At 72.3% G+C, this 16,042-nt stretch carries 14 protein-coding genes; 7 read left to right on the forward strand and 7 right to left on the reverse strand.

From position 1 onward, the window contains the following. Nucleotides 1-17: 17 nt before the first annotated feature. A complete protein-coding gene (gene guaB / locus ABZ805_RS09160; protein ID WP_224956125.1) occupies nucleotides 18-1,529 on the reverse strand; it encodes an IMP dehydrogenase in 1,512 nt (503 codons plus the stop codon). 239 nt (nucleotides 1,530-1,768) lie between these two features. Between guaB and ABZ805_RS09165 the strand changes: the two genes are divergently transcribed. Further along, nucleotides 1,769-2,170: a DUF5319 domain-containing protein gene (locus tag ABZ805_RS09165; RefSeq protein WP_224968014.1), complete on the forward strand. Its 402-nt coding sequence runs from the start codon at nucleotides 1,769-1,771 to the stop codon at nucleotides 2,168-2,170. 136 nt (nucleotides 2,171-2,306) lie between these two features. Here the strand turns inward: ABZ805_RS09165 and ABZ805_RS09170 are convergent, their stop codons facing one another. The 4 genes from ABZ805_RS09170 to ABZ805_RS09185 all read right to left on the reverse strand — a co-directional run bounded on the left by ABZ805_RS09170 (nucleotide 2,307) and on the right by ABZ805_RS09185 (nucleotide 7,187). Next, nucleotides 2,307-3,359: an anti-sigma-D factor RsdA gene (locus tag ABZ805_RS09170; protein WP_358436650.1), complete on the reverse strand. Its 1,053-nt coding sequence runs from the start codon at nucleotides 3,357-3,359 to the stop codon at nucleotides 2,307-2,309. Between the two features lie 318 nt (nucleotides 3,360-3,677). Further along, entirely contained in the window at nucleotides 3,678-4,250 is a 573-nt protein-coding gene (locus ABZ805_RS09175) for a sigma-70 family RNA polymerase sigma factor (protein WP_184483051.1), read from the reverse strand. Between the two features lie 653 nt (nucleotides 4,251-4,903). Next, nucleotides 4,904-5,500, reverse strand: a complete 597-nt coding sequence (locus ABZ805_RS09180) for a response regulator transcription factor (RefSeq protein ID WP_184483053.1) — start codon at nucleotides 5,498-5,500, stop codon at nucleotides 4,904-4,906. 298 nt (nucleotides 5,501-5,798) lie between these two features. Further along, complete coding sequence (locus ABZ805_RS09185; protein ID WP_358436686.1) at nucleotides 5,799-7,187, reverse strand: MerR family transcriptional regulator; 1,389 nt, start codon at nucleotides 7,185-7,187, stop codon at nucleotides 5,799-5,801. Nucleotides 7,188-7,392: 205 nt separating this feature from the next. Here ABZ805_RS09185 and ABZ805_RS09190 point away from each other — a divergent pair, with 205 nt between their 5' ends. Then, nucleotides 7,393-7,695 carry a WhiB family transcriptional regulator gene (locus ABZ805_RS09190; RefSeq protein ID WP_224956128.1) on the forward strand — a complete coding sequence of 101 codons (303 nt, stop codon included), beginning with the start codon at nucleotides 7,393-7,395 and terminating at the stop codon, nucleotides 7,693-7,695. A gap of 266 nt (nucleotides 7,696-7,961) precedes the next feature. On the opposite strand, the gene groL is transcribed toward ABZ805_RS09190, so the two are convergent. Beyond that, nucleotides 7,962-9,581, reverse strand: a complete 1,620-nt coding sequence (groL, locus tag ABZ805_RS09195; RefSeq protein WP_358436654.1) for a chaperonin GroEL — start codon at nucleotides 9,579-9,581, stop codon at nucleotides 7,962-7,964. Between the two features lie 231 nt (nucleotides 9,582-9,812). Further along, nucleotides 9,813-10,103: a co-chaperone GroES gene (gene groES / locus ABZ805_RS09200; protein ID WP_184483059.1), complete on the reverse strand. Its 291-nt coding sequence runs from the start codon at nucleotides 10,101-10,103 to the stop codon at nucleotides 9,813-9,815. An 803-nt stretch (nucleotides 10,104-10,906) separates the two neighbouring features. On the opposite strand from groES, the gene ABZ805_RS09205 reads away from it, so the two are divergent. The 5 genes from ABZ805_RS09205 (at nucleotide 10,907) to ABZ805_RS09225 (ending at nucleotide 15,938) form a co-directional block, all read left to right on the forward strand. Next, nucleotides 10,907-12,472, forward strand: a complete 1,566-nt coding sequence (locus ABZ805_RS09205) for an alkaline phosphatase D family protein (RefSeq protein ID WP_358436658.1) — start codon at nucleotides 10,907-10,909, stop codon at nucleotides 12,470-12,472. Between the two features lie 117 nt (nucleotides 12,473-12,589). Beyond that, entirely contained in the window at nucleotides 12,590-13,141 is a 552-nt protein-coding gene (locus ABZ805_RS09210; RefSeq protein ID WP_358436661.1) for a YdcF family protein, read from the forward strand. A 522-nt stretch (nucleotides 13,142-13,663) separates the two neighbouring features. Next, nucleotides 13,664-14,554 carry a 3-keto-5-aminohexanoate cleavage protein gene (locus ABZ805_RS09215; RefSeq protein ID WP_358436664.1) on the forward strand — a complete coding sequence of 297 codons (891 nt, stop codon included), beginning with the start codon at nucleotides 13,664-13,666 and terminating at the stop codon, nucleotides 14,552-14,554. Beyond that, the gene (locus ABZ805_RS09220) at nucleotides 14,554-15,513 is read left to right on the forward strand and encodes a 3-hydroxyacyl-CoA dehydrogenase NAD-binding domain-containing protein (protein ID WP_358436667.1); all 960 of its coding nucleotides are present in this window, start codon (nucleotides 14,554-14,556) and stop codon (nucleotides 15,511-15,513) included. The genes ABZ805_RS09215 and ABZ805_RS09220 overlap by 1 nt, the downstream gene beginning before the upstream one ends. Further along, nucleotides 15,510-15,938, forward strand: a complete 429-nt coding sequence (locus ABZ805_RS09225) for a thioesterase family protein (RefSeq protein ID WP_358436670.1) — start codon at nucleotides 15,510-15,512, stop codon at nucleotides 15,936-15,938. The genes ABZ805_RS09220 and ABZ805_RS09225 overlap by 4 nt, the downstream gene beginning before the upstream one ends. Nucleotides 15,939-16,042: the final 104 nt, after the last annotated feature.

The following is a 16,042-nucleotide window of genomic DNA, read 5'->3' on the forward strand; positions in this document are numbered from 1 at the left end:
CTCCCGCGCCCCGCACCTCACCGGGTCGTGTAGTTCGGCGCCTCGACGGTCATCGTGATGTCGTGCGGGTGCGATTCCTTCAGTCCCGCCGCGGTGATCCGCACCAGGTTCGCCCGCTGCAGCTCGGGAACGGTGGTCGAGCCGGTGTAGCCCATCCCGGAGCGCAGCCCGCCGACGAGCTGGTCCACCACCTGCGCGAGCGGCCCGCGGAACGGCACCCGGCCCTCGATGCCCTCCGGCACCAGCTTGTCCTCGGACAGCACGTCGTCCTGGAAGTAGCGGTCCTTCGAGTACGACCGGCCCTGCCCGCGGCTCTGCATCGCGCCGAGCGAACCCATGCCCCGGTACACCTTGAACTGCTTGCCGTTGACCAGCACCAGGTCCCCGGGCGATTCGGCGGTGCCCGCGAGCAGGCTGCCCAGCATCACGCTGCTGGCACCGGCGGCGATGGCCTTCGGGATGTCCCCGGAGTACTGGATGCCGCCGTCACCGATGATCGGCACCCCGGCGGGCCTGCAAGCCTGGTCGGCCTCGTAGATGGCGCTGATCTGCGGGACGCCGACGCCCGCGACGACGCGGGTGGTGCAGATCGAGCCCGGCCCGACGCCGACCTTGACGGCGTCGGCGCCCGCGTCGACGAGCGCCTGCGCCCCGGCGCGGGTGGCGACGTTGCCGCCGATGACGTCGACCGAGTGGCCCAGCTCCTTCTTCAGGGTGGCCACGGTGTCCACGACGGCCCGGGAGTGCCCGTGCGCGGTGTCCACGACCAGCACGTCCACCCCGGCGTCGACCAGCGCCATGGCCCGCTCGTGCGAGTCGGCGCCGACGCCGACCGCGGCGCCGCACAGCAGCCGGCCGTCCGGGTCCTTGGTGGCGTTGGGGTACTGCTCGGTCTTGACGAAGTCCTTGACAGTGATCAGGCCGCGCAGCTTGCCCGCGTTGTCCACGATCGGCAGCTTCTCGACCTTGTGCCTGCGCAGCAGGCCGAGCGCGGCCTCGGCGGTGACGCCGACCTGCGCGGTCACCAGCGGCGCGGGCGTCATGATCTCGCGCACCCGACGGGTGTGGTCCACCTCGAACCGCATGTCGCGGTTGGTGATGATGCCGACGAGGGTGCCGTCGGGGTCGGTGACGGGGACGCCGGAGATCCGGAAGCGGGCGCACAGCGCGTCCACTTCGGCCATGGTGTCCTCCGGCGAGCAGGTCACCGGGTCGGTGACCATGCCGGCTTCGGAGCGCTTCACGACCTCGGCCTGCGCGGCCTGCTCCTCCACCGACAGGTTCCGCTGCAGGATGCCGACGCCGCCCTGGCGGGCCATGGCGATCGCCATCCGCGCCTCGGTCACGGTGTCCATCGCGGCGGACAGCAGCGGAACCCGCAGGCGCACGTTGCGCGACAGCTGCGTTCCCGTGTCGACGCCGCTGGGGATCACATCGGACTCATCGGGAAGCAGCAGCACGTCATCGAAGGTCAACCCGAGCGTCGCGAACTTCGCAGGGAAACCGGGGGCGGTGAGTTCGCTGGTCATGGCGAGGCGGTGTGCCTTCCTGCAAGCAACGGTGTGGTGACCGAAGGTTCCGGGCGGGGGCTCATCGGCGATACCGGGCACCGGAGGCGGCGGTTCGACGACGTCCCCGGCGCGAGCGGCAGGTGCGATTGACCCATGATAGAGACCCCGCTGGTCAGACATGGGAAGCGGTGGTGCAACGCACGGGCGCACCCGCGCGGGCGCCCCGAGGGGCGGTGCAGGTCGCGGTGGGCGGTACCGTGCCGGGCGTGCCGCACGATCCGCTGCCCCCAGACCCGTTCGCGGGCGACCCGGACGACCCGAGCAGAGCGCTCGACGACCAGGAGCCCGAGTTCGGCCCGCCGCTGGGCGAGGACGAACGGGCCGAGCTCCTCTCCGACCTCACCGACCTGGCCGTCTACCAGGCGCTGCTGGAACCGCGTGGTGTCCGCGGCATCGTCGTGGACTGCACCGACTGCGGTGAACCGCACTACCACGATTGGGAGCTGCTGCGCTCCAGCCTCGAGCAGTTGCTGCACGATGGCCGGATGCGCCCGCACGAGCCCGCGTTCGCCCCGGACCCCAGCGAGTACATGAGCTGGGAGTACTGCCGCGGCTTCGCCGACGGCGTCACCGAGACGGAGAACGAGAACACCCGCTGACCACCGGTCGAGCAGTGGCCGGTCAGCGGCGGTCCAGCGTCGGCCGGCGATCCTCGCGCGCTCCCCACCAGAACGTGAAACGGATCCGCGCCCTTCGCGGGCGCGGATCCGGATTCGTGCGTCAGTGCTGCGTGCGTCAGTTCGGCGTCGGGAACAGCCCGCCGCCGTGGTTCGGCGCCGACGTGGAGCCGTCCGGGTTCCCGCTGGACGGCATGTCGGTGCTGTCGCTGGTCTCGCTCGGCTGCGTCGTCGGCTCCGTCGGCTCCTGCGAGGAGCTCGGCGTGGTCGGCGAGGTCGGCGTCGGCCAGTCCGGCGGCGGCAGCTGCGGGTTCGACGGCGGGGGCGGTTCGACGGTGGAGGTCGACGTCGGGCGCGAGCTCGACGAGGACTCCGAGGTGGAATCGTCGGGCACCTGCGGGTGCTGGACGCGGTACTCCAGCAGCTGGTGCCGCAGCTCCAGGTCCTTGAGGCGCGAACCGGCGTTCTGCATGGTCTGGTGCGCCAGCTGCAGCGACACCTTCGCGTCGCTGTAGTAGCCCGAGTTCAAGAGGCGCTCCGCCTCGTCCAGCTGCGACTGCGCCCGCTGCGCGGCCGCGGCCTCCTCCGTGTGGTCGTCGCTGTAGAGCACCTGCGCCACGCCCCAGAGCATGTCGCCGGGCATCGCGTCCCGGGCGGCGAGGCCGACCCCGGTGAACCCGATCATCAGCACCGCGGCGGCCGAGGCCACCGGGACCAGGTGCCTGCGGCGGGACTTGCGGCGCGGCCTGCTGCCCGCGGCGATCGCGGCGACCGCGGCATCGGTGTCCACCAGGTCGCCGATCGGCGCCGCGTCCACCTCCCGCCGCCACGCGACCAGCAGTGATTCCAGCGCGGGCGCGGTGTCGGCCGACTCCGCGGGCACGTTCGGGTTGGTGCCGCCGAGCGCGTCGAGCAGCGCGTCGTCGGCTTGCAGCTCGGAGAGGTTCAGCGGTTCCGAGCCGACCTCGTCGGCGTCGATCAGCCCCGCGACCGCGGCCTGCTCGGTGTCGGCGTCGGTGAGCAGCGGTCGTCGTCGGAAGTCCAGCACGGTGGCGCCGGCCTCCGCGGCCGAGGTGCCGAGTTCGGTCGTGACCTCGTCCTCGGGGCGCGCCACGCGAATCGTGCGCTGCTCGTCCGCCGCGTCCGCGACCGCTTCGCCGTGTTCGCCCACCGGTCCGGAGCCGCCGGTCCGTTCAGCGGATTCCGAAGACGTGGCCGAATGGGCCGAATGGACGGTAGGGTGGTCCCCGGCGTCCGATCCCGGACCGTCGGCGACGTCGGCGATGTGCGACCCGGACGCCGCCGGGGTGGCGGAGTCGGACTCTCGATTGTCGATCAGCTCGGCTCCCTCGCCAGCGGCGGGCACGGCCGGAGAATCCTCCGGCGCACGCGTTCCGCCCGCACGGTCGTCCTGCCGGCCGGAATCGACGGGATCGTCCGAGGCGTGCTCCCGTTTCGGGGCGCGCTCCGGTTCTTCCCGCTCGACCATTCAGACCACCTCCTCCGCGGACAGCGTCTTGCGCAGCCGGGCCAGTGCGCGGTGCTGTGCCACTCGCACCGCTCCCGGAGTCGAACCGACCGCTTCGGCCGTTTCCTCCGCGGACAACCCGACGACCACCCGGAGCAGCAGGATCTCCCGCTGCTTGGCCGGGAGGACGCGCAACAGCTGCGCCATCCTGCCCGAAAGCTCACCTTGCATGGCCCGCTGCTCCGGTCCAGCCTCGGATTCCGGGGTGTCCGGAACATCCGCCACCGGCTCGGAGCGGTTGCGGGCCGACGCCCGATGAGCATCAGCCACCTTGTGCGCGGCGATGCCGTATACGAACGCCAGGAAAGGACGACCTTGATCCCGGTAGCTGGGCAACGCCGTCAGCACGGCGAGGCACACTTCCTGGGCGACGTCGTCCGCCGAAGCGAACGACCGTTCGTTTCGTCCTACCCTGGCGCGGCAATACCGCACCACCAAAGGACGGATTTCGGCCAGCAAGCGCTCGATCGACTGACGATCGCCGTCGACGGCGGCGCCTACAAGTGCGTCCAGCCCGTCCCCCACGTTGCTCATCGCAGACAGCAGCCCTGGTGTTACGCGTTCAAGCGACTCGGATTTGCTCGGCGAACATCACGTGCACCGCACGCAGCGCCGAGGTCACCGTACCGGGAAAGGACTGATCCCTGAACAGGGAGTGGGGGCCAGCTGCGGTCGTTGTCACGTAACCATAACTACCAGATATCCACCCGAGCATCGTCCGCCCAGTCCGGAACCGGCACTGATCGACGGATGGTAGGGGGCGTTCGCGACACGGCGGTCGGCTCCCGGCTCGTCCCGGCCGGGTCATGAGACGTGTCCGCCGTCATGTCCCGGCGATGCGGCACCGGGACATGACGGTGGACACCGAAGTCCTGTCGACGCCGCCGAGCCCGAACGGCGGCGTCGAGGTGAACCGGGCGGCGGCCGCTGGCCGCGTTCCGGCGAGGGGCGTCACACAGCAGGAAGGAGCTCCCGCAGAACCTCCTCGGCTCATCCGTCGAGCCCTCGCGAGCGAGGACCCGGTCGCCGGGCTGTGCCGGGCACCGGAGTCGTCCGGGGCGTACCGCCCTGGACGAGCGCGATGCGAGGCGCGGCCCGCCGCCCGCGGGCGATCGGTGCACTGGGTGCGCCGACCGGAACCCGGATGATCGAGCGAGCAGGTGGGCTTCCGCGGAGTCCCGTTCGACTCAGGCGACCAGCCCTCGTCTGAACCCGTGCGCCACCGCCTGCGCCCGATCCCGCACTCCGAGCTTCCGGAAGAGCCGGCGGGCGTGGGTCTTGACGGTGTCCTCGGACAGGTAGAGCTCGCGGCCGATCTGGCCGTTGCTCTTCCCCTGGCTCATCCCCCGCAGCACTTGCAGCTCGCGCTCGGTGAGCTGCACGCCCGGATCGGACGGCTGCCGCGGTGCGGGGACGGACGTGCTGGCCAAGGTGTGCGCCAGCGCGGCGACCAGCTCCGGCCGCGAGGCGTCCCAGCGCAGATATCCACGAGCACCGCCGGCGATGGCCGCCGCGATGCTGCCCGCGTCGTCCGGCGCACCGAAGACGATCACATTGGCCTGGGGGTGGGCGGAGACGAGCCGCCTGGTGGCCTCGACACCGTTCGGCACCGCGCGTTGGGTGCCGACCAGCACGACGTCCACCGCTTGCCGCGCGAAGCGCGCGAGCAGCTCGTCACCGTGTGCTACGCAATCAATCCGACTCACTCCTGGGACAGCAGACATCACGCGAGTGAGCCCTTCCCGGACGCTGCGTCGGTCATCGCAGATCAGGACCGTCGTCACGGGAACTCCTTCCTGCAGGCGAGTGACGTTCCTCTTCCCCTATCGGACGCAAGCCGGGGAACCTTGACACGATCTAGTGCTGAATCCGTCCAGAGATCGGCTCACGCCACTCGTTCGAGATATTCACCGGAACGGAGCAGGGTCCGACGCGGGCACGGGCGAGAGACGATGTCACCCCTCGCTCAAGGCCCATACCTGCGATATTCACTCTGTTGTGGCCCTGTCGGGCGATCAGACACCCGATCTCGCGACACCCGGCAGTCAGCCGAAACTTGCCAAAAGTGATTTGCGTCACAGGTCAATCGAGCACGACTCGAACGACGCCTTTCGCGGCCTCCGCGAGCGTCGAAACCGTCTCCGCGTGACCCGGCAACCGGCCCGGCGCCCAGCCCGCGCCGGCGGCGAAGACCCGGGCCCGCTGCCGCGTTCCGGGCAAGCCCGCCAGCAGGGCGGGCGCCGCGTAGTGCGGCTGCTCCGCCCAGAGCACCACCACCGCGGGCGCCGCCCGGCGCACCGCCGCGTTCAGGCCCTCCGGCGGCAGGCCCGCGCCGAACAACCGGATCCCCACGCCGCGGGCGGCCAGTTCGGCGGCCAGCGCGACCAGCTCCAGCTCCTGCTGCTCCCCCGGCACCGGCGCCAGCAGCACCGGACGCGGGTTGCGCGGTTCGGGAGCGGCGGCCAGGACCGCGCGTAACGCGGTCGCCGCGCTGTCGGTGAGCAGCCGCAGCGCCTCCACCCCGGTCCCGGTGTGCTGCCAGCGCCCGGTCACCGCGGCCAGCACCGGCGACAGCACCTCGGACCAGGTCGCGAGCACGCCCTGCTGCTCGATGGACTCGGCGAGCAGGCGCTGCTGGTGCCAGGCGTCCAGCGCGAGCACCGCCCGGCCGAGCCCGCGGGCGCGCGGCCCGGCACCGGTCAGGCGCAGCCCGCGCCCGCCCGGGTTGGCGGTGGACTCCGCGACGGGTTCCTCGTCGAGCGGGTCGAGCACGCCGGAGATGAGGACCGGCTCGCCGGTCGCGGGGACCGCGGGCGCCGCGGCGCCGTCGCCGTGCCGGGGCAGCGGCGGGGTCGCGGCGAGCGCGTAGCGGGCGGCTTCGGCCGGGGATGCGCCGCGCAGCAGGGCGCGCTGCATCTGCTCCAGCCGCGCGACGTCCTCGGGGCCGTAGCGGCGGTGGCGGCCGGTGGCGTGGTCGGTGGGCCCCAGGCCGTAGCGGCGGTCCCAGGTGCGCAGGGTGGCGGGCGCGACGCCGAGCCTGCGGGCGACGGCGGCCACGGAGAGGCGGGGTTCCTCCGGCTCGACCGCGTCGTGCGGCTCGGTTCCGGACGGGCTCGCGTCGAGCTCCGCGTCGGTGCCGAGCGATCCGGCGGCGAAGTCGGCGCGCGGCGGGTCCCGCCGGTCGTCCGCCACGGCTCCCGAACCCGACTCCCCCGACGTCGTCCCGGTCTCGGCGGAGCCCGCGGTTTCCACGTCCGGCCGGGCCTCGGGCTCCGGGTCGCGGCGGTGCCTGCCGCCCCGGTGCGCGTCCGCCCCGGACGTCCCCTCCGCGATCTTGCGGCGGGCGCCGTTCCGATCTTCGTCGGCGGCCCCGGCTCCTCCGGCGGGTGCCGGGCCGTCCGGGTGGTCGGCAAGTCGTGGATCAACCGCCCGGGCGGCGCCGTGCTGCCCGGACAGGGGTTCCTCCCGCATGGTCACGCGGTCATGTTCCGGATCGTGGCGGCCGCTGGCAAGCGGGTGCACCCGGATGCCACCGGTCAGAGATCACCCGTCAGTGAACAGCTTTCGGCGCGAAAGGGGTTGAACAAGCATTGGCGCGGTTCTACCTTGGATCATGCGAGGCCACGGCAGCCGCCGTGGCGGGGAGGGGATCCACCGGTGGGAGGTGGTTGTCGCAATGGCCGACACTCGACGTCTTCCAGGCCCGAACGCGGACATCTGGGACTGGCAGATCAAGGGCTCGTGCCGCGGGATGGACAGCGCGTACTTCTTCCATCCCGACGGCGAACGCGGCCCGGCACGGGCACGGCGTGAGTCGAAGGCGAAAGAGGTGTGCCAGCACTGCCCGGTTCTGGACCAGTGCCGTCGGCACGCGCTGGCGGTGCAGGAGCCTTACGGGATCTGGGGTGGGCTTTCGGAGTCCGAGCGCGAAGTGATCATCAAGACCCGCAAGCGCCGGGTGGCCGCACTGGCCGGTTGAGACGCGACCGCCGCGCGAACGGCGGTGGCGGTGCCCGCGCCGGGCGGGCCGAATCGGATGACTGCGAGGGGCGTCATCCGCGGCGGCCCCCGGGGCGAGCGCGAAAAGAGATCAGGGGCGGCACCCGAAGGTGCCGCCCCTGATTCACGTCCTCCCCCGGCGGCAGGCGCACCGCCCGGAAGCACCCGGTGCTCCCGCTCGGTGGCTCGGCCGCCGGCGGGCCGCCGCCCGCCCCGCCGAGCGGGACGAGCGGAACGACCCGGTCGTCAGTGGGAGTGGCCGTGGCCGTGGCCCGCGGCCTGCTCCGCTTCCTCCTCCGGCTTCTCCACCACGGCGCTCTCGGTGGTGAGCACCATGCGCGCGATGGAGGCCGCGTTGGCGACCGCGGACCGGGTGACCTTCAGCGGGTCGACGATGCCCGGCTCGATCAGGTCGCCGAAGGTGAGGTTCGCGGCGTTGTAGCCGGCGCCCCAGTCCAGGTCGCGGACCTTGGAGACGACGACGGCGCCTTCCTGGCCCGCGTTGCTGGCGATCCAGAACAGCGGGGCTTCGAGGGCCTTGCGGACGAGCCGCACGCCGGTGGCCTCGTCGCCGGTGAGGCCGAGGTCGCCTTCCAGCGCCTTGGACGCGTGGATGAGGCTGGAGCCGCCGCCGGGGACGCTGCCCTCTTCGGCCGCCGCCTTGGACGCCGCGACGGCGTCCTCGATGCGGGACTTGCGCTCCTTGAGCTCGGTCTCGGTGGCCGCGCCGACCTTGATCACGGCGACGCCGCCCGCGAGCTTGGCGAGCCGCTCCTGCAGCTTCTCCCGGTCCCAGTCGGAGTCGCTGGCCTCGATCTCCTTGCGGATCTGCTCGACCCGGGCCTGCACGTCGTCCTTGCTGCCGTGCCCGTCGACGAGGATGGTGTCGTCCTTGGTGACGGTGACGCGGCGGGCGCTGCCCAGGACCTCGGGGCCGGCCTCGGAGAGCTTGAGCCCGACCTCGGGGGCGATGACCTCCGCGCCGGTGACGGCGGCGAGGTCATCCAGGAACGCCTTGCGGCGGTCGCCGAAGTAGGGGGCCTTGACCGCGACGACCTTGAAGGTCTTGCGGATCGCGTTGACGACCAGGGTGGACAGCGCCTCGCCCTCGACGTCCTCCGCGATGATCAGCAGCGGCTTGCCGTTCTGGGCGACCTTCTCCAGCAGCGGCAGCAGGTCCTGGATGTTCGAGATCTTGTCCCGGTGCAGCAGGATCTGGGTGTCCTCGAGGACCGCTTCCTGCCGCTCCGCGTCGGTGACGAAGTACGGGGAGACGAAGCCCTTGTCGAACTGGACGCCCTCGGTGACCTCGAGCTCGGTGGCCAGCGTCGAGGACTCCTCGATGCTGATGACGCCGTCCTCGCCGACCTTCTCCATCGCCTCGCCGACCAGCGCGCCGATGTTCTCGTCGCGGGAGGAGACGGTGGCGATCTGGGCGATGTTGTCGCGGCCCTTGACCGGGGTGGCCTTGGCCTTGAGCGCCTCGACGACCGCGTCGGTGGCGGCCTGGATGCCCTTGCCGAGCGACGCCGGGTTGGCGCCGGCGGCCAGGTTGCGCAGGCCTTCCTTCACCAGGGCCTGGGCCAGGACGGTCGCGGTGGTGGTGCCGTCGCCCGCGACGTCGTTGGTCTTGGTGGCGACGTTCTTGGCGAGCTGGGCGCCGAGGTTCTCGTACGGGTCGTCGAGCTCGATCTCGCGCGCGATGGTGACGCCGTCGTTGGTGACCTGCGGGCCGCCGAACTGCTTGTCCAGCACCACGTGCCTGCCGCGCGGCCCGAGGGTCACCTTCACGGCGTCGGCGAGCTGGTTGACACCGCGCTCCAGCGCGCGGCGCGCCTGCTCGTCGAAGCTGATCTGCTTAGCCATGTTTCAACAGCCCTTCAGCATGGGGTGTTCGGAGGCCGGTCGCGATCGCCCCGGCGCGAGCTCGGTTCGACCCGGCGCGCCGAAGCGGTCCGGTGGGCCGCCGGGGTGCGGCGTCGGGTCGGCGGAGTCGCCGCAGCGTGCGGGCACGACGTCCGGCCTGGGATAGACCACCGCCCCGGGGTCCCGGAGGCGGGACCACCGGGGCGGTGGGATGCGCATGGTGCGGGATCGTCAGTTGACGACGGCCAGCACGTCGCGGGCGGAGAGGATCAGGTACTCCTCGCCGTTGTACTTGACCTCGGTGCCGCCGTACTTGGAGTAGATGACGACGTCACCTTCCTGCACGTCGACGGGGACGCGGTTGCCCTTGTCGTCGACACGACCCGGGCCGACGGCCAGGACCTTGCCCTCCTGGGGCTTCTCCTTGGCGGTGTCCGGGATCACGATGCCGGACGCAGTGGTCGTCTCGGCTTCGCTCGCCTGGACAACGATCTTGTCCTCAAGCGGCTTGATGCTCGCCACGGTGTGACCTCCACCTTCTGGGGCCTGCGTAAGCGTTGGCTGTGGTTTGGGTGACGGCTCCGTGGCTCCCCGTCGTCGCGGGTGCCGGGGCGCAGCGGCGCCGTGCTGATTGGCACTCTACCCACGCGAGTGCCAAGCCTCAACAACCGGGCACCCGATCCGCCGTCACTCGAAGGCGCGGAGCGCGCGACGCCGGGCGCTCCCGGGCCCCGCTCCGGACGGCGGACACCCGCAGTGCGCGCTCGGATACCGAGGAGTGGATCTCCGGTGATCGCGGAGGACGTTCCGGCAGCCGATCTTCCCGGCGCGGAACCGCCGAGGTGGGGCCGGGTCCACCCCGCGAGGGGCGGGCCGGCCGGCGGCGCGGCGCGGTCGCCGCCGACCGGCCCCTGCTGCCGATCTTCGCAGGTAGATCGGCATGCGGGAAATGTCACCGGAACCCGATGGCGGTTCACACCATCGAGGGGCTGTGGCTTAGGTTCTGCCGCATGGCTCCGACGAAGCCCACGAACCGTCCGTGGGAACGCCGCCCTCGCCCCTCTCGTCCACCCGGCCCGTCCGGGCCTCCCGGCCGGTCCGGCTGGCGCCCGCGCTGAACGTTCCTCCCGCTCCTCGGGAGGACCCTCCGGCGCGGTCGCGGTGATCAACAACCCGTCTTCGCCAGAAGTTAACCGGATGCCCACCGGGCGCGGATACCTTTCCACTCGTTCGAGTGAAGCCGAAAGCAGGACGCAACCCTGCTTCGACGTGCACCGAGCACGTCGGCCGCGGCGACCACCGACGTCTCTGGGAGGACCGCCCGAATGCCCGACCCCACCACGTCCCGATCCGTGTCCCGCCGTGCCGTGCTGCTCGGCGGCGCCGCGGCGCTGGGCACCACCGCACTCGCCGGAACCGCGCTCGCCGGACCGCTCTCGCTGCCCGGCGCGGGCACCGGCCGCCCGCTCGGCGACCCGTTCACCCTCGGCGTCGCCTCCGGCGACCCGGCGCCGGACGGCGTCGTGCTCTGGACCAGGCTCGCCCCCGACCCGACCGCCGACGACGGCCGCGGCGGCATGCCCGGCAAGGCCGTCGACGTGGAGTGGGAGGTCGCCGAGGACGAGCGGTTCAGCCGCGTCGTGCAGCGCGGGCGGGCCCAGGCCGCCCCGGAACTCGGCCACAGCGTGCACGTCGAGCTCGAAGGACTGCGGCCCGGCGCCGAGTACTACTACCGGTTCCGCACCGGAGGCGCCGTGTCCCGCACCGGCTTCACCCGCACCGCCCCCGCGCCCGGCTCGCTCGACCCGCTGACCATGTGCTTCGCGTCCTGCGCGCACTTCGGCCAGGGCCACTTCACCGCCTACCGGCGGATGGCCGAGGACCAGCCCGGGTTGATCCTGCACCTCGGCGACTACCAGTACGAGTACGCCGCGGAGGACGAGGACGTGCGGCGGGTGCTCGGGCCGGAGACCCGCACGCTGGCGAACTACCGGCAGCGGCACGCCCAGTACAAGACCGACGCCGACCTGCAGCTCGCGCACGCCACCGCGCCCTGGATCGTGGTGTGGGACGACCACGAGACCGAGAACAACTGGGCCGGGGACGTGCCGGAGACGCCCGACGAGCACTTCCTCGACCGGCGCGCCGCCGCGTTCCAGGCGTACTACGAGAACATGCCGCTGCGCTCCTCGGCCAAGCCCGTCGGCGCCGACATGCGGCTGTACCGCCGGTTGGAGTGGGGCGGGCTGGCCACGTTCCACATGCTCGACACCCGCCAGTACCGCGACGACCAGCCCTGCGACGACGCCGGGAACGTGGACTGCGCGGAGCGGCTGGAACCGGACCGCACGATCACCGGCGCCGAGCAGGAGCGCTGGCTGCTGGACGGGATCGCGGCCTCGGAGGCGCGCTGGGACGTGCTGGGCCAGCAGGTGTTCTTCTCCCGGCTGGACAACGACGTGGACGAGGGCGTCGCGTTCAGCACCGACTCGTGGGCGGGCTACGTGGCGAACCGGGACCGGATCGCCGCGGGGCTCGCGCAGGCGCGCAACGCGGTGGTGCTGACCGGCGACGTGCACCGGCACTGGGCCGCGGAGGTGCAGGCCGCGCACGAGGACCCGGACTCGGCGGTGGTCGGCACCGAGCTGGTCACCACCTCGATCACCAGCGGCGGCGACGGGGACGACGACCCGAAGTCGGCCGTGCTGGCGGAGAACCCGCACATCAAGTTCCACCGGAACCGCCGCGGCTACGTGCGCACCCGGTTCGGCGCGGACGAGCTGCGGGCGGACTACCGGACGGTGCCGCACGTGACGAAGCCGGACGGCGCGGCGAGCACCGCGCAGAGCTTCACCGTCGCCGACGGCGAACCGAGGCTGCGCGGGGCCTGATCCGGCGCGGGTGCCGTCCGGCGCGGTCCGGGCGGCACCCGTTCAGCCGCTGTCGGCGACCCGGCCGCGGCACGGCACACTTGCCGGGTGCGCGGGCGATGGTGTGGTGCGGCGGTGATGGCGGCGGCGGTGGCCGCGGCGCCGTCGTGGTGGGTGCTGGTGCGCAGCCGTGGCCGGGTGCGGACGGTGGCCGACGTGCCCGACGCCGAGGTCGCGCTGGTGCTGGGCGCCGGGGTGCGCCGCGACGGGCTGCCGAGCCGGATCCTGCAGGGCAGGCTCGCCGTCGCGGTGGAGCTGCACCGGGCGGGCCGGGTGCGGTGGATCCTGGTCAGCGGCAGCCCGCACTCCCGCGGGTACAGCGAACCGGTCGTGATGCGGGACTTCCTGCTGCGCCACGGGATTCCGGAGCGGGCGGTGGTGATGGACGAGTCCGGTGTGGACACCTGGGCGTCCTGCCGCGGCGCGGTCGCGGACTTCGGGCTGCACGCGGTGACCGTGGTGACCTCGAAGTTCCACCTGCGCCGGTCGATCGCGCTGTGCCGCCGCGCCGGGATGGACGCCTGCGGGGTGGGGCACGACGCGGCGGCGGACGGGTTGCGGCGGGTGTCCGCGCGCGGTGCGCGGCGCGAGTTCCTGGCCGTGACGAAGGCGTTCTGGTTCAGCCGGTGAGCGCGGCGCGGTCGGCGCGCCGGGTCCGCTCGTGGTCGGCGCGTTCGTGATCCGCTCGCTGGTTCGCTCGCTCGTAGGCCGGATCCTGGTTCGCCCCTTGGTCCGGACGTTCGTAGGGCTCCTCTTGATCCGGACGTTCGTGGCCCGTCCTTGGCTCGCCCTTCGGCCCGCTCACTCGCAGTCCGCCCCTTGGTTCACCCGTTCGCGGTCCGCCTTTTGATCCGCTCCCTCGCGGTCCGTTCCTCGATCCGGCCGTCGGGGTCCTCCTCTTGATCCGGCCGGTCGCGGTCCGCCTTGTTCGCGCTCCCCCGGTTCGCCGGCCAACGGGCGCGGCGGCCGGACCGTGCGATCGACTGACTCGATGATCAGTTCTCCCCCGCACTCGCGGCCGGTTCTTTCGCTGGATTTCCGGCCTTTCTGCCTCCCGGTGCATCCCTCCCCGGACGGAGCATTGCGAATTTCGCAACTCGCTTGCTAGCGTCACCGCGGCCCGCGCCGGGCCGACCGCGACAGGGAGGGCGCATGAACGAGGAAGTGATCATCACCGCCGCGTTGACGGGAGCGGGCGACACCGTCGGCCGCAGCGAGCACGTACCGGTGACCCCCGAGCAGATCGCCGAGTCCGCCGTGCAGGCCGCCAACGCGGGCGCCGCCGTGGTGCACATCCACGTGCGCGACGTCGAGACCGGCCAGGGCTCCCGCGAGGTCCCGCTCTACCGCGAGGTCGTGCGCCGCATCCGCGAGTCCGATGTGGACGTCGTCATCAACCTGACCGCCGGGATGGGCGGCGACCTGGTGATCGACCCGGACGACCCGCTCAAGCCCGTCGACGGCACCGACCTGGTCAACGGCCTCGACCGGCTGCCGCACGTCGAAGAGCTGCTGCCGGACATCTGCACCATGGACTGCGGTTCGCTGAACTTCGGCGAGGGCAGCCAGCTCTACATCAGCACCCCCGACATGCTGCGGGCCGGCGCGAAGCGCATCCAGGAGCTCGGCGTGAAGCCGGAGCTGGAGATCTTCGACACCGGGCAGCTGTGGTTCGCCACCAAGCTCATCGACGAGGGCCTCATCGACCCGCCGCCGCTTTTCCAGCTGTGCACCGGCATCCCGTACGGCGCCCCCGCCGACCCGGGCGTGCTGCAGGCGATGGTGAACATGCTGCCGGAGGGCGCCAACTGGGCGAGCTTCGCGATCGGCCGCAACCAGCTGCCGTGGGTGGCGCAGTCCGCGCTGCTCGGCGGCCAGGTCCGCGTCGGGCTGGAGGACAACCTCTACCTGAGCAAGGGCGTGAAGGCCACCAACGCGCAGCTCGTCGAGCGCGCCGTGACGATCATCGAGGGCATGGGCGCACGGATCGCCACCCCCGACCAGGCGCGCGCGAAGCTCGGCCTGAAGCGGCGGACCGCCTGATGGCGGCCCCGGTGGCACCGGAGGCGGTGCGCGAGGTCGCCTGCATCGGCGCAGGCGTGATCGGCGGCGGCTGGGCGGCGCACTTCCTGGCCCGCGGTTACCGGGTCACGGCGTGGGACCCGGCGCCGGACGCGGCGGAGAAGCTGCGGCGGCTGGTGGACGCGGCGTGGCCCGCGCTGACCGAACTGGACCTGGCCCCCGGCGCGTCCCGGGACGCGCTCACCGTCACCGCCACCCTGGAGGACGCGGTCGCGGGCGCCGAGTTCGTGCAGGAGAGCGCGCCGGAGGACCTGGAGCTCAAGCAGGACCTGCTGGCCCGGATCGACGCGGCCACCCCGCCCGGCGTCGTGGTGTCCTCGTCCACCTCCGGTTACGGCATGACCGAGATGCAGCAGCGCTGCGCCACCCCGGAACGCCTCGTGGTCGGGCACCCGTTCAACCCGCCGTACCTCATCCCGCTGGTGGAGGTCGTCGGCGGCGAGCGCACCTCCCCGGAGGCGGTCGCCTGGGCGTCCCGGTTCTTCGAGGTCGCCGGGAAATCGGTGATCACGATGGACCGGGAGGTGCCCGGGTTCATCGCGAACCGGTTGCAGGAGGCGCTGTGGCGGGAGGCGCTGCACATGGTCGCCGAAGGCGAGGCGACCGTGGAGCAGATCGACGCCTCCATCACCGAAGGGCCGGGGCTGCGCTGGCCGTTCCTCGGGCCCTGCCTGACCTTCCACCTCGCGGGCGGCGAAGGCGGCATGGCGCACATGCTCGACCACTTCGGGCCCTCGCTGAAATCGCCGTGGACCCGGCTGGAGGCACCGGAGCTGACCGCCGAGCTGCGGGACCGGATGGTGCAGGGCTGCGAGGAGACCGCCGACGGGCGCAGCATCGCCGAGCTGGTCGCCGACCGGGACCGCGCGGTGATCGCGGTGCTGCGCGCGGTGCGGGCCGTCCGGAGTGGTGGCGCGTGACCGAGTTCCGGCAGCGGGTGCGGCCCGAGTGGATCGACTACAACGGGCACCTCAGCGAGGCCTACTACGTGCTGGTGTTCGGCTTCGCCACCGACGCGGTGATGGACCGGCTCGGCCTGGACGCCGCGTATTTGGAGACCGGCCGGTCGCTATACACCGTGGAGGCGCACGTCCGCTACCTGCGCGAGGTCGGGCCGGACGCAGAGCTGGTGGTGACCTCGCGGATCGTCGGCGGCGGGCCGAAGAAGCTGGTGCTGTGCCACGAGATGGTGGTGGACGGGACCGCGGTGGCCACCGAGGAGCTGCTGGCGCTGCACGTCGATTCGGCCGCGGGCCGCGCGGTGCCGTTCCCGGACGAGATCGCGGCGCGCATCGCGGAGTGCACCGAACCGGCGCCGGAGTACGCGGGGCGCGCCATCGGCTGAGCGGGAGTGAACGGACCGTTCGTCCAGAAATATTTGTGGTAAGGGGCGGTTAAAACCCGACGGGGGGGGTGGAGGCCCGCCGGGGGGGAGGGGCCCCGCCGGGC

The organism is Saccharopolyspora sp. NPDC047091, from assembly GCF_040643635.1.
GTDB lineage: Bacteria > Actinomycetota > Actinomycetes > Mycobacteriales > Pseudonocardiaceae > Saccharopolyspora_C.